This is a genomic window from Antarctobacter sp. (genome assembly GCF_034670325.1).
GTDB lineage: Bacteria > Pseudomonadota > Alphaproteobacteria > Rhodobacterales > Rhodobacteraceae > Antarctobacter.
Window position 1 is genome coordinate 703770 of the sequence record NZ_JAXMNR010000001.1, and the last position, 20040, is coordinate 723809.

Here is a 20040-nt window from a genome sequence, read left to right on the forward strand (position 1 = left end):
GCCCCGCGCACCCCCGGCAGGGGATGCACAACACATGCACACCGCATGCACAATCCATGCATACGATGTGCAAAGTGCCGTTAGCGGTCGCGGAACTGCGCGGTCCGCTTTTCCGAGAAGGCGGCCATGCCTTCTTTTTGATCCTCGGTCGCAAACAGCGCATGGAACAGGCGGCGTTCGTACAACAGCCCCTCTGCCAGCGTTGTCTCATAGGCGCGGTTGACCGCTTCCTTGCAGGCAATGGCAGAGATCATCGACTTTTCAGCCACCTTGTCGGCAGCGTTGCGCGCCTCTTCCATCAACTGCTTGGCCGGGACGACGCGACTCACCAGTCCCGCACGCTCTGCCTCTTCGGCATCCATGAAACGCCCGGTCAGGTTCATGTCCATCGCCTTGGACTTGCCGACAAAGCGCGTCAGGCGCTGCGTTCCGCCCAGTCCCGGCATGACACCAAGGTTGATTTCCGGCTGGCCGAATTTCGCGTTGTCACCAGCAATGATGAAATCGCACATCATGGCCAGTTCACACCCGCCGCCCAGCGCGTATCCCGCCACGGCGGCGATGATCGGCTTGCGTGTCGAGGTGATGGCATTGCCTTCGCGGCCGAAGAAGTCCGAAAGGAACATCTCGACATAGCTTTTCTCCGACATCTCCTTGATGTCAGCGCCTGCGGCAAACGCCTTGGGCGAGCCGGTGATGATGATGCAGCGCACCTTGTCATTCTGATCCGCGTCGGCCAGCGCCTCTGACAACTCACCAAGCAGGTGGCTGTTGAGCGCATTCATCGCGTCGGGGCGGTTCAGTTTGATGGTGGCGACGTGGTCTTCTATTTCGACGATGATCGTCTCATAGGCCATGTTCAGGGGCTCCGTCCGGTTCCGTCAGGGGCCAAGCCTTAGCATTTCAGTCACATGGTTCAAGCTATCTTTGACAGGTCGGGCAATAGAAGGACGACCGTCCGGATTGCACGATGCGCCGCACGGTGTCGGCACACCCCTCGGTCCGGCAGGGCTCTCCCTCCCGTCCGTAGACGTCAAAGCTGTGCTGAAAATATCCAAGTTCTCCATCGGCTTGACGGAAATCCCGCAGCGATGACCCACCTGCCGCGATGGCGTCTTGCAGCACCGTCCGGACCACCGGAACAAGGGCCGCAAGCCGCGCCTTGGAGAGGCGATTGACCTTACGTGCGGGATGAATGCGCGTGCGGTACAGCGCCTCGCAGACATAGATATTGCCCAGCCCGGCGATGATTTTCTGATCGAGCAGCGCCGCTTTGATGGGCGTTTTCCGTCCCTCCAGCGCCGAAACAAGGTAAGATTCGCTAAAGCCGTTGCCCAACGGTTCCGGGCCCAAAACCGCCAGTAGCGGGTGGCTGTCCGCCCCGTCGGTGGCCATCAGGTCCATCGCGCCAAAGCGGCGCGGATCGTTGAAGGTGATCCGCGCACCCTGCCCCATGTCCAGCACCACATGATCATGCTTTTCCGGCGCCGGGTGGTCATGCACAAAACGCCCCAGCGGATCGCCCGACACCAGCATCCGCCCGGACATGCCCAGATGGATCAACAGCGTCTCACCGGTCGACAGGTCCGCAAGGATGTATTTCGAGCGCCGCCGCAGCCGGTCCACCCGCGCGCCCGTCAGCCGTTCCGCCATGTGATCAGGAAAGGGCCAGCGCAGATCAGGGCGGTTGACCAGCGCGCGCGCGATCACTTGTCCCTCCATGACGGGGGCCAGCCCGCGACGGACTGTCTCGACTTCGGGCAATTCGGGCATTGGGCAGCGTCCTTCACATTGTATCACCCCGGCGGCGCTCTATAAGAAAGCGGGACACAACAGGACGGCAAGACCCATGAGCGAAGACAGCGGAAAAACAACGCATTTTGGCTTTACCGAGGTGCCTGAGGGCGAAAAGGCCGGGCGCGTTCAGGGGGTCTTTAGTTCTGTTGCGTCCAAGTACGACGTGATGAACGACGCCATGTCCTTTGGTATTCACCGCGTCTGGAAGGATGCGATGATGGACTGGCTGGCGCCGCGCCCCGGTCAGCGCCTGCTGGATGTGGCGGGCGGCACCGGTGACATCTCTTTCCGCTTTCTCAAGCGCGCGGGTCATGGCCATGCCACCGTGCTGGACCTGACGGAGCCGATGCTGGTCGAGGGCCGCAAACGGGCCGAGGCCGGTGCGATGAGCGACCAGTTGGACTGGGTTGTGGGGGACGCGATGGCCCTGCCCTTTCCTGACAACAGCTTTGACGTTTACACGATCTCTTTTGGCATCCGGAACGTGACCCGCCCGCAAGAGGCCCTGAATGAGGCGTTCCGCGTGCTCAGACCCGGCGGGCGGCTGATGGTACTGGAGTTCAGCCAGATCCCCAACGACCTGATGCAATGGGCCTATGACCTCTATTCCTTCAACATCATCCCGCGCATGGGTCAGGTGATTGCGGGCGACCGGGACAGCTATCAGTACCTTGTCGAATCGATCCGCAAGTTCCCGGATCAAGAGACCTTTCTGGACATGGTGCAAATGGCCGGTTTCGAGAACGCCAAGTATCGCAACCTGACCATGGGCGTCGCCTGCCTGCACTCTGGCTGGAAACTCTGAGATGCGCGGACCGCACAATATCTGGCGGCTGGTCCGGACCGGTGCCACCCTTGAACGCACCGGCGCCATGCGCGCGGTTCTGGACGCGCTCGAAGCGCCCGCGCCCTTGCGGGTCGCAGCGCGGGTTCTGGGCAGGCCGTTCCGCTGGCTGGGGGATGAGGGTAATCCAGAGATGCCGCCGGTTGTCCGGGCGCTGACCGCGCTGGGACCCGCCTACATCAAGTTCGGCCAGATCCTGTCGACGCGGCCCGACGTGGTCGGCGACGAGATGGCCCGCGAGCTGCGCGTCCTTCAGGACAAGCTGCCGCCCTTCCCGGTGGAAGAGGCCAAGCGTCAGGTCGAGGAAGAATTGGGTGTCCCGGTCGACGATGTGTTTTCCTACTTCAGCGAACCCGTGGCTGCGGCCTCCATTGCGCAGGTCCACAAGGCCCGGCTGCGCGACACTGGGGAAACTGTCGCCGTGAAGGTGCTGCGCCCCGGGATCGAGCGTGCCTTTCAGAAGGACATCGATGCCTTCTATTTTGCCGCGTGGATGATCGAACATCTGTCGCCCGCGTCGCGCCGCCTGCACCCGGAAGAGGTGATTGCCCACTTCGAAGGGGTTGTTTCTGGTGAGCTGGACCTTCGGCTGGAATCGGCGGCCGCCAGTGAATTCGCGGCCAATACCGAAAAGGATGAGGGATTCGCCCTGCCTGCGGTCAAATGGCCGTGGTCCGGGCGTCGAGTGATGACGATGGGCTGGGTCGAGGGTGTCCCGCTGGGCGACAACGACGCGTTGGACGCCGCAGGGCACAACCGGGTAAAACTGTCCGAACGTGTGCTGCAACTGTTCCTGAACCACGCACTGCGGGACGGATTTTTCCATGCCGACATGCATCAGGGCAACCTGAAGGTCGCGGAAAACGGCGATATTGTCGCCTATGACTTTGGAATCATGGGATATATCGACGAATACACGCGCCGGGTGTACGCCGAGATCCTCTTTGGTTTTATCCAGCGCGACTACAAACGTGTGGCCGAAGTTCACTTCGAGGCGGGGTATGTCCCGGCGGATCGCGATGTCGATGAATTCGCCCGCGCCTTACGGGCCGTGGGTGAACCGATCTTTGGCATGGACGCGACCCGCATATCCATGGGCAAACTGCTGGCCTACCTTTTTGAGGTGACAGAGCGGTTTGGCATGGAGACGCGGACAGAGTTGATTCTGCTACAACGCACTATGGTGGTGGTCGAAGGCGTTGCACGCTCACTGGACCCGCGCATGAACATCTGGAAGGTCGCGCATCCGGTGGTTGAGGCCTACATCAAGGAATCGATTGGCCCAAAGGCTGCTGCACAAGACCTGTGGAAAACAGCCATTGTGATGGCCCGGTTCGGACCGCGTTTGCCAAAGTTGGTTGAGGCGGCGCTGATCCGACAGTCCCTTCCGGAAACGGCGGTGGCCCCAAATCCATGGCCCGCTCGACTGGCGTGGACGTCCCTTGGGGCTGTGGCCGGTGGGCTTGTGGTCCTGACCTTGACCGTGCTCAGCTGACGAACGCCAAAGCCAGCGCAAACACACCTGTAAAACCTCGCCCTAAAACGCAAAACGGCGGCCAAAAGGCCGCCGTCCTGTTAATTCTGTTCGATTGGGATCAATCGGTGCCCGAAGCGGCCGCAATCGCGATGATCACAGCGATGCCACCGATGATGGCAAGCGCGGGGATTTCCGGACCAGCGGTCGAAACGAACGGATCCTGAGTGTTTTCCTGAGCGGCCACCGGAGCGGCTGCTGCAGCTGCGATCGCTGCGGCGGCAGCAATGATCGAAAGCTTTTTCATGGTATTCTCCAAAACTGTGCAAGCTTGGACGCAGCGCGCCCGACACTTAGGAACCTACACACAAACCGTTTCCCGTTCAAATGACAATTGCGCGCCAATCGCCAAATCCTTGCTGCGCCTGCGCAAATGCGCGTCAAATCGGCAACATTACCACCTGCCTAGGCTTGCCCCCGGGTAAACGTCGGACAAAATAGCCGGGATCAGGACAAACTTAGCGTAACAAAATCAGATGTATAGCTATCCTTGCGGTGATGTGTTCCGAATACTTTGATCCACGCCCACTGTCTCGGCGATGATTCGCCAAAACAATGGGCGAATACCCTTGCGATCATACGAAAGCGGGTCACGCGGACCATCTGCGATGGCAGTGCAGCAAAACACTGGCCTGTCACGCGACCGACCCCACCACAGGGTAGTTGATCAGGATTGGGGTGCCCGCAACCCGTCGACCTGCCCCGGATCAAGCTCTGATCCATCTGACAATCTCAGTTGCAGGACATCCCCGTTCTTTCGGACTTCTTCGATTCGGCTGTAAACTTGGGCGAGCTTGGTTCCGATGACCGCCTCTTCCTTGTAGCTCTCGACCTCGAATCGATAGACGCCTACTGGCAGCGTGGCCCCCGTCTCATCCGTTCCGGCCCAGAACACCTCTTCCTGAGAGGGGTCCAGTGTGAATCTCTGGATCACGTCGCCGTTTGCATCCCGTACAATCAAGGCCGCAGCGTCCGCCTCTTCGGCGTAGTCAGGCCGGATCGCTACTGGCGTCCCGTTAAACAGCGCCGGAGCGCGAACAAGCGCCTCCATCCCGATCCACCCGCTGAGTTCTTGCAGAGCATTGCCCGTCAGGGTCGAACTGACCTCGCGCAGCAGGTCGTTGGTGAGAACCTGCTGCTCCACGGCGGAGAAGGTTGCCAGCTGCGTTGCATAATCCGTTGAATCAACCGGGTTGAGCGGATCCTGATTCTGAACCTGAACGGTCAGCATCTTCAGAAATGTATCGAAATCCGAACTTACGACGGCCTTGGTGCCCGTCGCAGCGCCGGTATCGACAGCACCTGCAGCGGTTTTGCTACTGTAAAGCGGGGGTGTTGAGGTGATGTCCGTCATGATGTCTCCTAAAATCTGAGGTCCAGCCCGTCGGTCGCGGTTGGTGCGGCCCGGTTCCGGTGTGGATGTTGCTCTTCTATGCCCACAATGGCGCCGTCCTCTTCGGTCGGCGGTGACCCATCCCGCTGTCCCCCACCCCCTTCGGAGAATGTGAAGGATGCCCCATCGTACCCGGCATCAGCGAGGTCACGCGCGAGCTGGTCGATGTTTCGACGCAGCAGATCCAGTGTCTCTGGGCGGTCTGCCGAAACATGCACGGTCATCCCCCCGTCCGAGGACACAAGCTGCATTCTGACGTGGCCCAGCTCTTCGGGTGAAAGGCGAATCTCGACGATGCCGTCGGAAAGTCGCGCCATGCCTTCGGCCACTTGACGTACAGTCGCCACTGCATCGGCGCGGTGGGTGATTGACATGTACGTCGTCGGCTGCGCGGCAAAGCTCCGGGCGTCCCCGACGTGGCTGGCCACCGGCACCTCAGCCGAAGGCGCTTCGTCGAGAACGTCGGCAAGCAAAGGGGCGGTAACGCGGGCAATACCCGTTTTGGGTGTATTGCTGGCAACCTGTGAAACTGTTGCCGTGAAAGTGGCCAACCGAGATGGCACCGGCTGTTGAGGCAGCCCGCTAGTCGCGTGTCGTTCGGTCGTGGCCAGCCTTTCAGAGCGAATACTGTCCTTGTCGGACCTTGCCACCACCGATTTGTCGATCCGATTTGCAACTTTGACCAGTTCCATGGGGCCTACGGGGATCGTCCCTTCAGATTTCGTGATTGGATCTGTCATCTTGATTTCAGGACGTGGGTCCTGCAGAGCAGAGATCGCCGAAACACGGCCGGAATTTAACACCATCGGCTCGATAGCTTTATCCCCTGTTGGACCCACGCCTGATCCTGACGGCATCGCAGGACTCGGTTGGGGATCGATCGATGATGGTTTGTTTATGGTATCCGGTCCCGCAATTTCCTTGATGATCCGGACATCTACTGGCGTAGAGAGCGGTGCCCTTTGGGAGGCCGGCACAATTGGAGCGGTCGCTTCAAGACGCTCGGAACCGGCAGCTGTCCGCGAACCCAGCCGCATTGCGACGTCAGTCAAAGGATCAATCCCTGACCTGAGAGCTTGTGCATCAAAAGGGCTGTCTGCCCTCGGACCAACATATGTGGCGTCCTGGGCCATCAGGGCCGACAAAACCTCCTTGCCGGGAATCGCGCTGGTTTTGGCGGTCAAAGCCGTGTCGGTCTGATCCGGGTGCACGCTGACTTTTGGGTCGTCAGATGGTGCAAGCGGAGCGGCTAGGGCGGCCTTGTCGTATTCAGGTGCCATCGCCATTGGGGAAGCCGCGACCTGCGGCTGGGCTCTCACCGCAGCGGAATCTGGCCCTTGCAAGGAACCAACAACGGGCGTGTTCAATTCGGGCGCACTGATCCGTGCGTCCAATACCGTGTTTGGTATAGCGCTTGAAAAGGAACCCTGCGCGGTTTCCATAACCTTCTGCGGCGCGGCTCTCGACATGCTGTCGCGAGTAAACCTTTGCGGGAAATGTTCGGATGCGGACGGATCCATGCGAAACACTGGCAGGTCTCGCTGCGCGACATCGCTTGTCTCTTTTGTTTCAAGAGTTCTGGTTTTTTCAGCAACGTCAGGTGGCTTGGCCACGATGAGCCCGGAATCAGCAGGCGGTACCTCCTTCGGCAAACCGAAGTTCAAACCTCTGCCAGAATCATGGTCTGTCGTCAGCCCGCGCGCTGGATTTGTGATGTTGTTCGCTCTTGCTTCACTGCGATTTGTTGGGTCAACAATGACGGTCTCGAAAGCGGTTGTTGCTGCTTGAGATGGCCTGGAAGGGGGCGTCGGCTGGCCGGCGACAGAGATTGTGTCTTTTCGCGAAACAAGCCCTAGGCCGTCGGGCTCTGTCTGCAAAGTATGCAACTGGCTTTTGCGGTCCGCCAGAGGCTGATCATCCTGAGAACCCGGTACTCTTGTCTTGTCCGCCAACGGCGTCTGCACCCCATCGTCGCGGATGCCTTGTGCCGCGGCGACGATCTTTTCAGGCGACGTCAGCGCATTTAGCGCGCGTATCCGTTTTGCTGAATCGTTTTTGTCTTCCGGTTTCGCGGTCTGCCGTGTCGCATCCGGGAAGGCGGACCCGGCAACTGCTGTCAAAGGCCGTTCGTAGTCGCGATCGTCCAATGTGGAACCGTGCGGCAGGCTACCCAGATCACTATCGTCGATCACGCCCGCATCATCTGCCCAGTCCGAATCTGAGGCCAGCATGATATCATCCGCGTCCCTCATTGATCGGTCGTCTAGCGGATGTTCGAGGTCCACGTCATCCGGCACGGCAGTGTCTTCACTGCTGTCGGACACCAGTATTTCCTCAGGTCCTTCGCCGTCAGCAGATTCGGCAATGGGCCCATGATCGGCGGACCGGGCGGGACGTTCATCCTCTGCCCGGGCAAAAACACTTGAAAAATCGACAGTTGGTTCATCGCCTTTTGGTGCGTCAGGGGTTCGTGACGCGGGGCTCAGGCCCAGCAGGCTCGTCAGTTGGCTCAGCATGATTGCTCCGGGAATTCTTCCACGCCGTCACCCTAGAGCAATCCTCCTTACCACTTCTTTACCGTGATCGGGCCTAATCGGACGGAGCGAGTCGAATTGGAGACAAAGCAGATGGAAATTTCCCCGACGCAACCCGGATCAATTCCGCAGCAAGACCGCGCCCTGCGCGAAGCCGCCCGCGAGTTAGAGGCAAACTTTCTCGCGGAAATGCTAAAGTCCGCCAAAGTTGGTGAAACGCCAGAGGGTTTTGGCGGTGGTGAGGGCGAAAACCAGTTCGCCTCCTTTATGCGGCTGGAACAGGCCCGACAGATGACCGAAGGCGGTGGAATCGGCCTTGCTGAGTCCCTGTTTCATGCCCTGAAGGAGCGCATTAATGACTGAACAACCCGTAACCAAGCGCCTCAAGACTCTGCTTGACGCCGAGCGCACCGCCCTCCTCAACGGCGATTTTGACCGACTTTCCGACTTAATGGAGGAAAAGCAAGCGCTTGCAGATGTCCTTGCCGAACGACCATTGACCGCCAGCGATGTCGCCCCACTGCGCGACGGACTACGTCGCAACCAAGAACTTTTCGATCAGGCCATGGCCGGGATTCGCAATGTTGCTGCCCGAATTGGCGATCTGAACCGGGCGCGCCGCGCGACCGACACCTACGACGCGCATGGCAAACGACAAACCATCGATGCGCCCGCGTCAAAGCGACTCGAACGCAGAGCCTGAGAATTTGTAAAAAATCGACAGGATAGGCAGGGGGGGTGTTAGGGCTCCGTTAGGATTGAAAGGCCAAGTTGGCGACGCACCACAACAGGTGGCGCAGACCAGCAAAGAGCTCGGGCTGCATACGTCAGAAAGACGTCAGAGATGCCGTACGCGGCAAATGCAACCGGCGCAAAAGCGCCTTTTGAAAGCAAGGACAATCTATGTCTAGCATCCTGACGAACAACGGCGCCATGGTGGCGCTGCAGACTCTCAAATCCATCAACTCCAGCCTCGGTGACACGCAAAAGGAAATCTCGACCGGCAAGAGTGTGGCAAATGCCAAAGACAACTCTGCCGTCTGGGCGATCTCCAAGGTCATGGAAGCCGATGTCAAAGGCTTCAAGGGAATCACCGACAGCCTCAATCTGGGCCAGTCGACCGTTTCCGTGGCACGCCAGGCCGCAGAAACCACAACCGAGCTGTTGACCGACATCAAAGGCAAGATCGTCGCCGCTCAAGAAGAAAACGTCGACCGCGCCAAGATCCAGACTGACATTGACGCTCTGCGCGACCAGATTTCCGCCGTGGTGGGCGCGGCCCAGTTCAACGGACTTAACCTGCTGTCCAACACCGATACCGCGGCTGGGTCGGGCAGCATCAACATTCTTGCTTCGCTTGACCGTTCAGGCAGCGGTGTGACCGCCTCTGACATTACGGTTGGGAAACAAGACCTAGGAACGTCGGTCGGTTCGATTGACGTAGCGTCGGCGGCGGCTGTTGCCGTTGGCTCAGACGCGGCGTCCGGTGCGGCCAACACCGCAGCTGTCGCCCTGACAGGCAACGCGACCCAGCCGACCACCTTGGCAGTCATCGGCCAGACCGCAGGTGCGGGCACGGCAACCGTCGCCGCAGGTACCGGTTTTTCGATTGAAATCACGGCGGGTGCGGCTGGCCTTGCCACCTTTAACACCACCGCAACAGCCGGCGCGCAGGAGATCACCTATATCGCGCGCGACGGTGATACCGAAGCGGACGTGACCCAAGGCCTTGCTGATGCCTTCAACAAGTATGTCGCGGACAATTCGGACATCACCGATGGTTTGGGCATCGCGGCATCCGTCAACGGCACCAGCGCCAACCAGCTTGATTTCACTGGCGCAAACAACACCGGTGACAACTTCTCTGTCCAGGTGCGCAGCTATGCTGTGGCCGACACCACAATCGGTGGCCGCCTCGAAGCGCTTTCGAGCGTTGATGTGACCACCCAAGCCGGTGTCGACAGCGCGTTGAACGAAATTGAGGGCCTGATCCAAACGGCCATCGATTCGGCAGCGTCGTTCGGTTCGGCCCAAGGCCGGATCGAAACCCAGACGGAGTTTGTCACCAGCCTGACCGATGCCCTCAAGTCAGGGATCGGCACTTTGGTCGATGCCGACATGGAAGAAGCTTCGGCTCGTCTGCAGGCGCTTCAGGTCCAGCAACAGCTGGGTGTTCAGGCACTGTCGATCGCCAACCAGGCACCGCAGTCGCTGCTGTCGCTGTTCCGGTAAAAACGGACAACCGGGGGCCGGGCGACCGGCCCTCGGATTTCAATTCCTGATCCTCACAACCAGAAGGTTCTGACGTGAACGCACAGACACTTGCGCACCGGGCGTATGCCCAAAATGCCCGCTCGACCCAGACCCCCCGCGGCACTGAATATGAACTGATTGCCCGGGTCACACATCGGATCAAGGCGGCTGCCGAATCCGGACCACGGGCATATCCCAAACTGGTCGAAGCGCTTTCCGATAATCAACGTCTTTGGACAGCACTGGCAGTGGACGTGGCGGACAAAGAGAATGCTTTGCCGGCCGAATTGCGGGCGCAGATTTTCTATCTCGCCGAATTCGTTCAACACCAGACTTCAAAGGTCTTGACGAAAAAGGGGCGTGTCAGACCGCTTCTGGAAATCAACGCCGCGATCCTGAAAGGATTGAGCGGCAGGAGCAAACAGAAATGAGCGGACTAGTCCTTAAACTCGGGCCACGCGAACGCGTGTTGATCAATGGCGCCGTAATCGAAAACGGTGATCGCCGCAGCCGCCTGTCAATCGTGACACCCAACGCAAACGTCCTGCGCCTGCGGGATGCCATCCATCCCGGTGAAGCAAAGACACCGGTCCGGAGATTGTGCTTTCATGCGCAATTGATTCTGACCGGAGACGCCAGCGCCGAGGAAGCGCGCGGCCAACTGCTCCCGCAGATAGAAGAGTTGAGCCAAATCCTGGTCGATGCAGACAGTCGACGTCTACTGACCCAGGCGACAGACGCGCTTCTCACTGAGCAGTTCTATCAATGTCTCAAAGCCTTGCGCGCACTGATCCCGCGTGAGGACAGGCTGTTGGCCGCTGGATCAACACCGCAACAATAGGAACTCGTGATGGCCATCACTCCGATGATTCCAGGGACGGGCCTGGTCGGTTGGCAAGTGCTTCAATCCACGCTGACCACCCAGCGCACAGCCTTCAATTCCAGTTCCGAAATTGCACGGGACACTGACTACTTTGCCGAAAAGATCGGCAGTATCACGTCAGGCGAAGAACTGGTTAAGGATCGCCGATTGCTTGGTGTCGCCCTGTCCGCCTTTGGCCTGTCTGACCAGGTCGACAGCACTTACCTGATAAAGCGCGTGCTTGAAGAGGGGACAGATGACGACACGGCCCTTGCGAACAAGCTGAGTGACGGCCGTTATGTGGCGCTGGCCAATGCTTTCGATTTCTCCGAAAAGGTCGACTACCCTTTTCTAAAAGAGGGATTTTCCGACGACATTACAGCCGCCTACGACACCAAGGTGCGCGCTGATCTCGACTCTCTTCTGGCACAGCCGGAATACGTAAACGACCCGGATGCAGCTGCCGCTCTGGAAGAGCAAACGCTGCTGGTTCTGGAGACGACCAAGGCCTATTTCGAAGAAAACATTACCTCGGTGACGTCGGTCGATGATTTTCTGGCAGATACCGACTTGGTGAAAGTTGCGCTGGGGGCCTTCGGTGCAGAAAAATGGATCAATAGCCCGGCGCTTCTGAAACAAGCGTTGGTAGACGGAGGCGAAGGACCGGGCGCGCTGGCCAATGTTCTGGGCGAAAAAGGCCTTGCCGCTATGTCGCGGGCTTTTGGATTCGATACCGAGCCATCAACCGTCCTTCAGGCTGAGGATTTTGCAAGTGACATCATCGACAGTCACCAATGGCAACTTTTCGAAGAGGCTGTGAGCAATGTCAATCCAGCGATCGGGAACGCGCTCAGCTTTCAGCGCGCGGCACCGGGGCTGGCGGGGCTGTCGTCGTCCAACAACACCAAATGGTACAGTGTTCTGGGCGACACGATGATGCGCGACGTCTTTCAGACCGCGCTGGGGCTTCCCGCCGGATTCAGCCAAATCGATCTCGACAAGCAATTGGAAATGCTGACAGAAAAGGCGGAAAGCCGTTTTGGCATCACCGAATTCGCGGATCTTGAAGACAGTGAAGTCTTGAACAAAGTGATCCACAGCTACCTTCTGCAATCGCAGGTTTCGCAATCCGCCGGTACCGGGTCTAGCCAGATTGCGCTCACACTCCTATCCTCGATCAATATCCAGCGGTTCTGACCCAGCGCCCCCAGGGCGTTTAACGCGCCCGGGAAACGGGTCGACCCGGCGGCGGACGGCGGGCAGGTGCCACAGCGCTACGCCGCAGGATAAGTTCCAGCTTTTGAAACGCGTCTGCCGCACCATTCAGCGAACGTTCAGCCAGAAAACCATCGAGATCGGGCCAGACCTTCATTACCTGATCCAGCAGCGGATCTTCTCCTTCGCGGTATAATCCTGCACGCACCATCGTCTCTGACCGCGCGTATGCACCCAACAGGCTGCGCACCTTTTGGATCAGGTCATTCTCATGGTCGCTTGCAGCCTCTGGCAGGCTCCGCGAGACGGAACGCAGAAGGTCGATTGCCGGAAATCTGCCCCGTTCGGCAATCTGTCGGTCCAACACCACATGTCCGTCCAGTACCCCGCGCAAGATATCAGCCACCGGCTCGTCCATATCGGAGCCTGCGACAAGGACACTAAAGACCGCCGTGATGTCACCCGTCCCTTGCAGTCCCGGTCCCGCCCGCTCGGCAAGTCGCATGATCTGGTGCGCAACCGACGGCGGGTGACCACGCAATGCCGGCAATTCGCCAGAGGCAATGGCCACCTCACGATGTGCCTCGGCAAATCGTGTAATAGAATCAGCGAGGTAGAGCACGTGTTTGCCCTGATCCCGAAAATGTTCGGCAATGGTCATCGCCGCCAGAGGACAACGGCGCCGCTCTAACGGGGAGCGGTCAGAGGTGGCCGCGACGACGACGCTGCGGGCCATGCCCTCTGGACCCAGAACAGAGGTCACGAATTCCAGCACCTCGCGCCCGCGCTCGCCAACCAGCGCCAGAACAACCACATCGGCCGTCATTCCTTGCGCGAGTTGCGCTAGAAGTCGTGATTTACCAACCCCGGACCCGGCAAACAGCCCAACGCGCTGCCCCTGAACAATCGGCAGCAGAGTGTCAAAGACCGCCAAACCCGTGTCCAGACGGGCACCCAGACGTCGCCGGGCAGCGGCTGGCGGAGGGCTGGCCCGGAACGGGCGCCTGTGTTTGCCCGGACCGATCGGCGCGCCATCAAGTGGACGGCCGTAAGCATCGACCACGCGTCCAATCCAACTGTCGCACGGTGCCAGCGTCGGCGGCCCAAGCACCGCAACGCGGTCCCCCTTGGAAACACCATCCGGCACCTCGTCCGGAAGCATCGCAACCAGATCATCACGGATCCTCAGCACCTCACCGCCGAGAACGTTGCTGCCGTGCATCAGGCGCAACCTGTCGCCAATACAGGCGTGTTCCGCCAGTCCCCGCACCCAGATGATGGTGCCATCCACCGATTGCACGCGCCCGACGGCCCGCACCGGCTGCATCTGCGAAATCCGCGCCCTGAGGCCGGTAATGTCGTCATCCATCGTACGCTCCGTTCATTCCTCGCAAACCATATCTAAAGGAATCAGCGTTAAGCCTTGATTTAAGCAATCGAGGGAGAAGCCCCGATGTTCCAAAATTTGGACGTCTTCAGAACGGCGATGGCCATGGCGCGGCATGCAGGCATGCAGCAGGCTTTCAGCAGCCAGAATATCGCAAACGCGGATACACCCGGTTACCGGGCCCGCGAAATGCCGAAGTTTCAGGACACCCTGCGCGACTCGATGATGGGTCAACGGGCATCGCGCGACACGCATCTCAACGGCAGCAACGGCCGTACGGTCGATCTATCGGAACGCCGCGACGCGCTCGATCCGAACGGAAACACCGTTTCACTGGAACAAGAGATGGTCACCGCGGTGGACGCCAAGCGCCAGCACGACCGTGCGCTGGCGATTTACCGCAGCAACCTCAGCATTCTGCGCGCCAGTCTTGGCCGTGGCTAAAGGAACAGCCCAATGAGTGATTTTTCCAACGCGTTGAACGTGACCACCACGGGCCTTCAGGCCCAGGCCGCGCGCCTGCGCCTTTTGTCCGAGAATATCGCCAACGTCGACACACCCGGTTATCGGCGCAAAACCATACCATTCGAGGCATCGCCTACCGCGTCGGACGTGACCGGTGTCAGGGCGGGCGATGTCACGCTAGACCGTTCTGATCTTGAAGTGATCCACGATCCTGCGCACCCGCTTGCCGATGAAACCGGCAACTACCTAGGGTCCAACGTCGATTTGATCATCGAGATTGCCGACGCCCGCGAGGCGCAGCGATCCTATGAAGCCAATCTCAAGATGTTTGACCAAACGCGCCAGATGTCGACCAGCCTGATGGATCTGTTGCGTCGTTAACCCCCTGAAATTCATAGTGATAGGAGACCAGAATGGACGTCCGTTCTCTATTTGCCGCGCAGAAATACGCGGCCTCTCGCCCCGCCATGCAGCCCGAGCCGGAGCAGGCCGTGCCGCTGGAAAAGGATTTCACCCGCATCACGGAGGAATTCGTCGACCAGTTGCGGCAAGCCGAAGAGACGGCCAAAACCGCCATGACCAGCGACGCCGATCCCCACGCTTTGGTTGAGGCGCTTGCCCAGTCTGAACTGGCAGTCGAAACCGTGGTCGCCGTGCGTGACAAGGTTGTCGAGGCCTATCAGGAAATCCTCAGGATGCCGGTCTGACGCCATGCTGACAGAAGTCATCTTCTTCGACACGCTGCGCATGGGGTTGTGGATCGCCACGGTGACCTCTGTGCCGATCCTGTCCGCCGCACTGGTCATGGGGGTCGGCGTCGGCCTGTTTCAGGCGCTCACCTCCATTCAGGAGATGACGCTGACCTTTGTGCCCAAGCTGCTCGCCATTGTCGCCGTCTTCTGGATGTCGATGAGCTTTATGACCCGAACGCTCGTGGAGTTCTTCCAAGGGCAAATCATTCCCCTCATCACCGGAGGCTGACATGGAAACTGCCGGCTATACCGCCCTCTCTCGCCAATCGAGCCTGATGCGTGAAATGCAGGTGATCGCCAACAACATCGCCAACGCCAACACCACCGGCTATCGGCAAGAGGGCGTGATCTTTTCCGAATTCGTGGCCGAGGGCGATGGCATGGCTGCCGTCGCAATGGCCGCCGGACGCATCGGTTCGACCTCTTTCAAGCAGGGAACCTTGGAGCAGACCGGCGGTCTGTATGACCTTGCAATCGAGGGAGACGGCTTTTTTCTGGTGGAAACCGGAAACGGGCAGCGCCTGACCCGCGCCGGGGCGTTTTCGTCCAGCGCTGACGGAACGCTGGTCACGTCAGACGGGCACCCGGTCCTGGACGAAAGCGGCGCGCCGCTCTTTGTGCCGCCGCAGGCCGTTGGTCTTGCGATTGCGCGTGATGGCACGATCAGCACCGAGGGTCGGCCAATCGGACGGGTTGGCGTCGTGCGCCCGCTGGAACCGCTGGGGATGATCCGCGAGGGCGGTCAGATGTTCCGCAGCGACGCCGGTTTCGAACCCGTCGAAGAGCCGCGCGTCATGCAGGGCTTTGTCGAAGCGTCAAACGTCGATCCGATCCTTCAAGTGGCCCGTATGGTCGAGGTGCAGCGCGCCTACGAACTGGGTCAAAGTTTCATGGAGCGAGAGGATGAACGCATCCGCAGCGCTCTGAAAGCCTTCATCAAATAGGAGCCGTCACATGCGCGCCCTCAAAATCGCCGCCACCGGGATGAGTGCCCAGCAAATGCGGGTCGAAGTCATCTCGAACAACCTCTCGAACATGAGCACGACGGGCTACAACGCCCGTCGGGCGGAATTCGCCGATCTGCACTATCAACAACTCGCCCGCGCCGGGTCTGTCAGCGCGGCGGACGGGACGGTTCTGCCAACCGGAGTCCAATTGGGCCTTGGCGTTCGTCCCGCGGCCGTGTCCATGCAGCTGCAACAGGGGGCTTTGTCGGCCACCGGCGGCGATCTGGATCTTGCCATCGAGGGGAACGGGTATCTGGAGGTGACGTTGCCCTCCGGTCAGTTGGGATACACCCGCGACGGGGCGCTCAAACGGACGGGTGAAGGGTTGATTGTCACGTCCGAAGGGTTTCCCGTCTCACCGGAGATCGTCATTCCCGACGATGCTCGCAGCATTTCGATCAATGCAGACGGTGAGGTGTACGCCTATTTCCAGAACGATCCCGAAGGCCAGCTTCTGGGCCAGTTCACTTTGTCCGGGTTCACCAACCCCAAAGGGCTGGAGGCGATCGGCTCCAACCTGTTTGTCGAGACAGAGGCCTCTGGCCCCGCGCTCCAGACGACACCCGGGCAAGACGGTCTTGGCACCGTGCGACAGGGCTATCTTGAGGACAGTTCGGTGGACGCGGTCAAGGAAATCACCGACCTGATCGAGGCGCAGCGCGGCTATGAGCTGAACTCCAAGGTGATTTCCGCCGCCGACCAGATGATGGGCGCCACGGCGCAGGTTCGCTGATGCGTTGGCTGGCCCTCTTTGCCCTTCTCCCCGCAGTGGCGACGGCGGAAACGGTGGTCGCCACGCAGACCATCCGCCCACAGCAGGTCATCACGGCGGATGCCGTACGACTGGACCCGGCGCAGGTGACCGGCGCGTTTGCCAGGCTCGACGCCGTTGTCGGGCAAGAGGCGCGCGTAGCCATTTACCCCGGGCGTGCAGTGATGCGCGGTGCCGTGGGTCAACCCGCTCTGGTTGACCGAAATCAGGCGGTCGAGCTGGTCTATGCCCACGCCGGCCTGCGCATCAAAGCCGAGGGGCGGGCGCTGGGCCGTGGTGCGGTTGGTGAGCGGATTCGCGTGATGAACGTCGATTCGCGCACCGTGCTGTTCGGGACGATTTCTCCCGACGGCAGCATTCTGGTGAACAAGTGAGGACTGACATGTTGCGACGACTTGGCCTGATCGGGCTGACCCTGGCCGCAGGTGCCTGTGCGCGGATCGATCACATCGGCAAAGAACCTGACTTCACGCCCGGCACCAGCAGCCCCGAGCGGGTCGCCATGATCGCATCGGGATTACCACCGGGGGCCGCATCCAAACGCGGGACCGATCGAGCCTCACTCTGGAGCGGCGGAAAGACCTCTCTGCTTGGCGACCGGCGCGCCGTCAGGCGCGGTGACATCATGACGGTCGTGATCGAGATCGACGAAAGTGCTGAAATCAAGAACCAGACATCCCGATCACGCTCTGGGTCGGAAAGCCTCGGCATTCCTGCGCTTTTCGGTATTCCGCAACGGATCAACCAAGGCATCACGGACGGGGCAAGCCTTGATGACGCGGTGTCGATCAAATCGTCCAGCGATGCCAGCGGCGATGGGTCGGTGCGGCGCAGTGAAAGTCTGACCTTGCGGGTCGCGGCCACGGTGATCGACGTGCTGCCGAATGGCGTGCTGGCCATCAAGGGCAGTCAGGAGGTCAGGGTGAACTTTGAACTGCGTGAACTGTTGGTTTCCGGCTACGTCCGGCCAGAGGATATCTCCCGCCAGAATGAGATCACCTACGACAAGATCGCATCGGCCCGTATTTCCTATGGCGGCCGCGGACAGATCAGCGACATGCAGCAACCCAGAGTCGGCCAGCAGGTGCTGGACGCGATTCTGCCCTTCTGAGGTGGGTCCATGCTCAAGAAACTGCTCCCATTAGTGCTGGCTCTGATCGGCACCGGTGCCGGTGTCGGTGCCGGGCTATTCCTGATGCCCGCCAAAGGAGAAGCCCCCGAAGTCGCCGATCACGGCGACGATCATGAGGTGGTCAAGTCAGACGATCCTCATGTGGCAGATGATCCCCACAAGGCAGATGATCCGCACGGCGGTACCGACAATGAATACGTCAAGATCAACAATCAATTCGTTATCCCCATCATGGGTGCGAAACGAGTCGAGGCCTTGGTCGTCGCGGGCATAAGTCTGGAAGTCAGCAGCGGGACAACCCAAGCTGTCTACGCGCGAGAGCCGAAACTACGGGATGTCTTTCTTCAGGTCCTGTTCGACCATGCCAACATCGGTGGTTTCGAAGGCTCTTTTACGTCTGGCGAGCGAATGGAAATCCTGCGCTCCGCCTTGCTGGATGCCGCTCGATCGGTCTTGGGCTCTGATGTGAAGGATGTTCTAATCACCGAAATCGCCCGGCAGGACGCTGCCTGACCACGCCATCTTTGTTAAGCGCTTAAAGGCCACCCATTCGGGTGGCCTTTTCGGTTTTCACGGTTAAATGAGCCCCTGATTGCGCCCTTCACGCAGAATGCCAAGCGCGTCGATGGCATCCGCCTCAGCCTTGAACTGACGTTTGCGGCGGCTCTCCACCTCCTCCCGCGCTAGGTTTCTAGCGGCTTCGACACGAGAAAAGGCTGTTCTGGCGCGCGCTTGACTGTCGGCCTCCTGCGCTCTGGCCATTGCGCTATGTCTCAGGATCTCTGCCCGCCTTGTCGCGAGCCAGCCCTGCCACAACGTATCTGCGCCCAGCAATTGGCGCGCATTTATAGATCCGTGATCCGATTGCGCCGCCTGCCGCAATCCGTCGATCTGGGCCAGTTCGACCGCCAGCCGACTGCTTTCCGCAAGATTTCGGCGATGCGCCTCTAGGTCTCTTTCCAATAAAAGCTCTGTCGCCTCGGTCAGGTCATCATATTTCGTCTTCACCAGCGGCTCTCCTTTGCCTTGGCCCGCATGCGGTCAGCAAAACGGATTGCCGCCGCAACTGGCCGATAGTGATCAGGTGCAATTTCCGCGCCGATTTCTGTCGTGGCATACAGCGCCCGAGCCGTCGGCGGATCGGAATGGATCGGCACTCCGGCTTCTTTCGCCGCCTCGCGAATGCGCGCCGCAACCGCGTCCTGCCCTTTGGCAACGCAGACCGGGGCCGAGCCGCCCATTCGGCTCCACGTCAGAGCAACCGCGAAATGCGTTGGGTTGACGATGATCACGTCGGCTTTTGGGACCTCCGCCATCATCTGGTTGAGCGCCAGTTCCTGCGCCCTCATCCGGCGGTGTTGCTTGAGATGTGGATCGCCTTCGGATTCTTTCATCTCGTCGCGCAATTCCTTTTGCGTCATCCGGTTCTTGCGCGTGTGCTCTGCCCGTTGCCAGAACAGATCGATCCCGCCGATCACAATTGCGATCAGCACCACGATGAACAGGAATTGCTGAATGAGGCTGGTCATGCTCAGGACAACTTCGCCCGGTGTGCCCATGACTGCGCCGATGATCACGTCCCGTTGGCCCCGCAGGAAAACCGCGAGTAAGATCGAATAGACGCTGAGTTTGACGAAGCTCTTGAAGAATTCAAACAGCCCTCGGCGCCCAAACTTGTTCTTGGCGTTCTCGATCGGGTTGATGCGCGACACCTTTGGCGCAAGCTTCGACCCGGTAAACAGCAGTCCACGGGTGGCAAAAAGCGTCAGAAGGACAAACACACCTGGTGCCGCAAGAAAAGGCAGCGCGGGCGTCAACACCGCCCCGATCACCGATCCCGACGCAGCTGTTGCGCCCTCCGCGAAAAACAGGGACTCCAGCCGATCAGGCTGTTCGATGAGCGGCAAAAGCGACTCCGCGAACCGCGCTAGGCTTGGGCCGCCCAGCGCCACCATGCAGGTGAGAAGACCAAGGTAGGCCATTGCCGTCAGGATGTCTGGCGCGCGCGGAATTTCACCCTTCTTGCGCGCCTGATCGAGCTTTCGTTCAGATGGTTCGTGACTCTTTTCGGCGGAGTCGTCCTGTTGCGACAT

Annotated in this window: 25 protein-coding genes; 17 read left to right on the top strand and 8 right to left on the bottom strand. The window is 59.9% G+C overall.

Translation table 11 applies throughout. The features are described 5' to 3' along the window. Positions 1 to 80: 80 nt before the first annotated feature. Positions 81 to 857 carry an enoyl-CoA hydratase gene (locus VOI21_RS03385; protein WP_323767691.1) on the bottom strand — a complete coding sequence of 259 codons (777 nt, stop codon included), beginning with the start codon at positions 855 to 857 and terminating at the stop codon, positions 81 to 83. A 64-nt stretch (positions 858 to 921) separates the two neighbouring features. Continuing rightward, on the bottom strand, positions 922 to 1773 hold the full coding sequence (gene mutM / locus VOI21_RS03390) for a bifunctional DNA-formamidopyrimidine glycosylase/DNA-(apurinic or apyrimidinic site) lyase (protein ID WP_323767693.1): 852 nt from the start codon (positions 1771 to 1773) through the stop codon (positions 922 to 924). Between the two features lie 76 nt (positions 1774 to 1849). On the opposite strand from mutM, the gene ubiE reads away from it, so the two are divergent. Together ubiE and ubiB are read left to right on the top strand one after the other, a co-directional pair. Next, positions 1850 to 2602, top strand: a complete 753-nt coding sequence (ubiE, locus tag VOI21_RS03395) for a bifunctional demethylmenaquinone methyltransferase/2-methoxy-6-polyprenyl-1,4-benzoquinol methylase UbiE (RefSeq protein ID WP_323767695.1) — start codon at positions 1850 to 1852, stop codon at positions 2600 to 2602. 1 nt (position 2603) lies between these two features. Beyond that, the gene (gene ubiB, locus VOI21_RS03400) at positions 2604 to 4136 is read left to right on the top strand and encodes a 2-polyprenylphenol 6-hydroxylase (RefSeq protein WP_323767697.1); all 1533 of its coding nucleotides are present in this window, start codon (positions 2604 to 2606) and stop codon (positions 4134 to 4136) included. Positions 4137 to 4236: 100 nt separating this feature from the next. On the opposite strand, the gene VOI21_RS03405 is transcribed toward ubiB, so the two are convergent. The 3 genes from VOI21_RS03405 to VOI21_RS03415 all read right to left on the bottom strand — a co-directional run bounded on the left by VOI21_RS03405 (position 4237) and on the right by VOI21_RS03415 (position 8084). Further along, positions 4237 to 4422 carry a hypothetical protein gene (locus VOI21_RS03405; RefSeq protein ID WP_323767699.1) on the bottom strand — a complete coding sequence of 62 codons (186 nt, stop codon included), beginning with the start codon at positions 4420 to 4422 and terminating at the stop codon, positions 4237 to 4239. A 420-nt stretch (positions 4423 to 4842) separates the two neighbouring features. Then, entirely contained in the window at positions 4843 to 5529 is a 687-nt protein-coding gene (locus VOI21_RS03410; protein ID WP_323767701.1) for a flagellar hook capping FlgD N-terminal domain-containing protein, read from the bottom strand. A gap of 8 nt (positions 5530 to 5537) precedes the next feature. Next, positions 5538 to 8084, bottom strand: coding sequence for a flagellar hook-length control protein FliK (locus VOI21_RS03415; protein ID WP_323767703.1), 2547 nt, complete (start codon positions 8082 to 8084; stop codon positions 5538 to 5540). Positions 8085 to 8195: 111 nt separating this feature from the next. Here VOI21_RS03415 and VOI21_RS03420 point away from each other — a divergent pair, with 111 nt between their 5' ends. From VOI21_RS03420 to VOI21_RS03445, 6 genes are all read left to right on the top strand, one after another. After that, positions 8196 to 8465 carry a rod-binding protein gene (locus VOI21_RS03420; RefSeq protein ID WP_323767704.1) on the top strand — a complete coding sequence of 90 codons (270 nt, stop codon included), beginning with the start codon at positions 8196 to 8198 and terminating at the stop codon, positions 8463 to 8465. Further along, positions 8458 to 8805, top strand: coding sequence for a flagellar protein FlgN (locus tag VOI21_RS03425; protein ID WP_323767706.1), 348 nt, complete (start codon positions 8458 to 8460; stop codon positions 8803 to 8805). Before VOI21_RS03420 ends, VOI21_RS03425 begins: the two co-directional genes overlap by 8 nt. A 200-nt stretch (positions 8806 to 9005) precedes the next feature. Continuing rightward, positions 9006 to 10334: a flagellin gene (locus VOI21_RS03430; RefSeq protein WP_323767708.1), complete on the top strand. Its 1329-nt coding sequence runs from the start codon at positions 9006 to 9008 to the stop codon at positions 10332 to 10334. A 74-nt stretch (positions 10335 to 10408) separates the two neighbouring features. Continuing rightward, on the top strand, positions 10409 to 10786 hold the full coding sequence (gene flaF, locus VOI21_RS03435; RefSeq protein WP_323767710.1) for a flagellar biosynthesis regulator FlaF: 378 nt from the start codon (positions 10409 to 10411) through the stop codon (positions 10784 to 10786). Further along, positions 10783 to 11196, top strand: a complete 414-nt coding sequence (gene flbT / locus VOI21_RS03440) for a flagellar biosynthesis repressor FlbT (protein ID WP_323767712.1) — start codon at positions 10783 to 10785, stop codon at positions 11194 to 11196. The genes flaF and flbT overlap by 4 nt, the downstream gene beginning before the upstream one ends. 9 nt (positions 11197 to 11205) lie before the next feature. Further along, entirely contained in the window at positions 11206 to 12414 is a 1209-nt protein-coding gene (locus VOI21_RS03445; protein WP_323767714.1) for a DUF1217 domain-containing protein, read from the top strand. A gap of 19 nt (positions 12415 to 12433) precedes the next feature. Here the strand turns inward: VOI21_RS03445 and VOI21_RS03450 are convergent, their stop codons facing one another. Next, the gene (locus tag VOI21_RS03450) at positions 12434 to 13801 is read right to left on the bottom strand and encodes a FliI/YscN family ATPase (protein WP_323767716.1); all 1368 of its coding nucleotides are present in this window, start codon (positions 13799 to 13801) and stop codon (positions 12434 to 12436) included. Between the two features lie 84 nt (positions 13802 to 13885). Here VOI21_RS03450 and VOI21_RS03455 point away from each other — a divergent pair, with 84 nt between their 5' ends. The 9 genes from VOI21_RS03455 to VOI21_RS03495 are packed head-to-tail and all read left to right on the top strand — an operon-like array spanning position 13886 to position 18460. Further along, positions 13886 to 14263: a FlgB family protein gene (locus tag VOI21_RS03455; RefSeq protein WP_323767718.1), complete on the top strand. Its 378-nt coding sequence runs from the start codon at positions 13886 to 13888 to the stop codon at positions 14261 to 14263. A 12-nt stretch (positions 14264 to 14275) separates the two neighbouring features. Further along, positions 14276 to 14665 (top strand): flagellar basal body rod protein FlgC, encoded by a 390-nt coding sequence (gene flgC / locus VOI21_RS03460; RefSeq protein WP_323767720.1) that lies wholly within the window; start codon positions 14276 to 14278, stop codon positions 14663 to 14665. Positions 14666 to 14697: 32 nt separating this feature from the next. Next, positions 14698 to 14991, top strand: a complete 294-nt coding sequence (gene fliE / locus VOI21_RS03465) for a flagellar hook-basal body complex protein FliE (protein WP_089276489.1) — start codon at positions 14698 to 14700, stop codon at positions 14989 to 14991. Positions 14992 to 14995: 4 nt separating this feature from the next. Continuing rightward, positions 14996 to 15265 (top strand): flagellar biosynthetic protein FliQ, encoded by a 270-nt coding sequence (locus VOI21_RS03470; protein ID WP_323767722.1) that lies wholly within the window; start codon positions 14996 to 14998, stop codon positions 15263 to 15265. A 1-nt stretch (position 15266) separates the two neighbouring features. Then, positions 15267 to 15980, top strand: coding sequence for a flagellar hook-basal body complex protein (locus VOI21_RS03475; protein WP_323767724.1), 714 nt, complete (start codon positions 15267 to 15269; stop codon positions 15978 to 15980). Between the two features lie 10 nt (positions 15981 to 15990). Then, positions 15991 to 16776 carry a flagellar basal-body rod protein FlgG gene (flgG, locus tag VOI21_RS03480; protein WP_323767726.1) on the top strand — a complete coding sequence of 262 codons (786 nt, stop codon included), beginning with the start codon at positions 15991 to 15993 and terminating at the stop codon, positions 16774 to 16776. Next, a complete protein-coding gene (flgA, locus tag VOI21_RS03485) occupies positions 16776 to 17189 on the top strand; it encodes a flagellar basal body P-ring formation chaperone FlgA (RefSeq protein WP_323767728.1) in 414 nt (137 codons plus the stop codon). Before flgG ends, flgA begins: the two co-directional genes overlap by 1 nt. Positions 17190 to 17197: 8 nt before the next feature. Beyond that, a complete protein-coding gene (flgH, locus tag VOI21_RS03490) occupies positions 17198 to 17926 on the top strand; it encodes a flagellar basal body L-ring protein FlgH (RefSeq protein WP_323767730.1) in 729 nt (242 codons plus the stop codon). Positions 17927 to 17935: 9 nt separating this feature from the next. Continuing rightward, positions 17936 to 18460: a flagellar basal body-associated FliL family protein gene (locus VOI21_RS03495; RefSeq protein WP_323767732.1), complete on the top strand. Its 525-nt coding sequence runs from the start codon at positions 17936 to 17938 to the stop codon at positions 18458 to 18460. A gap of 63 nt (positions 18461 to 18523) precedes the next feature. Here VOI21_RS03495 and VOI21_RS03500 read toward each other — a convergent pair whose 3' ends face one another. After that, the gene (locus VOI21_RS03500) at positions 18524 to 18955 is read right to left on the bottom strand and encodes a hypothetical protein (RefSeq protein WP_323767734.1); all 432 of its coding nucleotides are present in this window, start codon (positions 18953 to 18955) and stop codon (positions 18524 to 18526) included. Beyond that, positions 18952 to 20040, bottom strand: a complete 1089-nt coding sequence (locus tag VOI21_RS03505; protein ID WP_323767736.1) for a flagellar type III secretion system protein FlhB — start codon at positions 20038 to 20040, stop codon at positions 18952 to 18954. Before VOI21_RS03505 ends, VOI21_RS03500 begins: the two co-directional genes overlap by 4 nt.

Excerpts from the sequence above, each read along its gene's own strand:
- VOI21_RS03385 (WP_323767691.1), bottom strand. The coding sequence starts at position 857 with ATGGCCTATGAGACGATCATCGTCGAAATAGAAGACCACGTCGCCACC.
- mutM (WP_323767693.1), bottom strand. The coding sequence starts at position 1,773 with ATGCCCGAATTGCCCGAAGTCGAGACAGTCCGTCGCGGGCTGGCCCCC.
- ubiE (WP_323767695.1), top strand. The coding sequence starts at position 1,850 with ATGAGCGAAGACAGCGGAAAAACAACGCATTTTGGCTTTACCGAGGTG.
- ubiB (WP_323767697.1), top strand. The coding sequence starts at position 2,604 with ATGCGCGGACCGCACAATATCTGGCGGCTGGTCCGGACCGGTGCCACC.
- VOI21_RS03405 (WP_323767699.1), bottom strand. The coding sequence starts at position 4,422 with ATGAAAAAGCTTTCGATCATTGCTGCCGCCGCAGCGATCGCAGCTGCA.
- VOI21_RS03410 (WP_323767701.1), bottom strand. The coding sequence starts at position 5,529 with ATGACGGACATCACCTCAACACCCCCGCTTTACAGTAGCAAAACCGCT.
- VOI21_RS03415 (WP_323767703.1), bottom strand. The coding sequence starts at position 8,084 with ATGCTGAGCCAACTGACGAGCCTGCTGGGCCTGAGCCCCGCGTCACGA.
- VOI21_RS03420 (WP_323767704.1), top strand. The coding sequence starts at position 8,196 with ATGGAAATTTCCCCGACGCAACCCGGATCAATTCCGCAGCAAGACCGC.
- VOI21_RS03425 (WP_323767706.1), top strand. The coding sequence starts at position 8,458 with ATGACTGAACAACCCGTAACCAAGCGCCTCAAGACTCTGCTTGACGCC.
- VOI21_RS03430 (WP_323767708.1), top strand. The coding sequence starts at position 9,006 with ATGTCTAGCATCCTGACGAACAACGGCGCCATGGTGGCGCTGCAGACT.
- flbT (WP_323767712.1), top strand. The coding sequence starts at position 10,783 with ATGAGCGGACTAGTCCTTAAACTCGGGCCACGCGAACGCGTGTTGATC.
- VOI21_RS03445 (WP_323767714.1), top strand. The coding sequence starts at position 11,206 with ATGGCCATCACTCCGATGATTCCAGGGACGGGCCTGGTCGGTTGGCAA.
- VOI21_RS03450 (WP_323767716.1), bottom strand. The coding sequence starts at position 13,801 with ATGGATGACGACATTACCGGCCTCAGGGCGCGGATTTCGCAGATGCAG.
- VOI21_RS03455 (WP_323767718.1), top strand. The coding sequence starts at position 13,886 with ATGTTCCAAAATTTGGACGTCTTCAGAACGGCGATGGCCATGGCGCGG.
- flgC (WP_323767720.1), top strand. The coding sequence starts at position 14,276 with ATGAGTGATTTTTCCAACGCGTTGAACGTGACCACCACGGGCCTTCAG.
- fliE (WP_089276489.1), top strand. The coding sequence starts at position 14,698 with ATGGACGTCCGTTCTCTATTTGCCGCGCAGAAATACGCGGCCTCTCGC.
- VOI21_RS03470 (WP_323767722.1), top strand. The coding sequence starts at position 14,996 with ATGCTGACAGAAGTCATCTTCTTCGACACGCTGCGCATGGGGTTGTGG.
- VOI21_RS03475 (WP_323767724.1), top strand. The coding sequence starts at position 15,267 with ATGGAAACTGCCGGCTATACCGCCCTCTCTCGCCAATCGAGCCTGATG.
- flgG (WP_323767726.1), top strand. The coding sequence starts at position 15,991 with ATGCGCGCCCTCAAAATCGCCGCCACCGGGATGAGTGCCCAGCAAATG.
- flgA (WP_323767728.1), top strand. The coding sequence starts at position 16,776 with ATGCGTTGGCTGGCCCTCTTTGCCCTTCTCCCCGCAGTGGCGACGGCG.
- flgH (WP_323767730.1), top strand. The coding sequence starts at position 17,198 with ATGTTGCGACGACTTGGCCTGATCGGGCTGACCCTGGCCGCAGGTGCC.
- VOI21_RS03495 (WP_323767732.1), top strand. The coding sequence starts at position 17,936 with ATGCTCAAGAAACTGCTCCCATTAGTGCTGGCTCTGATCGGCACCGGT.
- VOI21_RS03505 (WP_323767736.1), bottom strand. The coding sequence starts at position 20,040 with ATGTCGCAACAGGACGACTCCGCCGAAAAGAGTCACGAACCATCTGAA.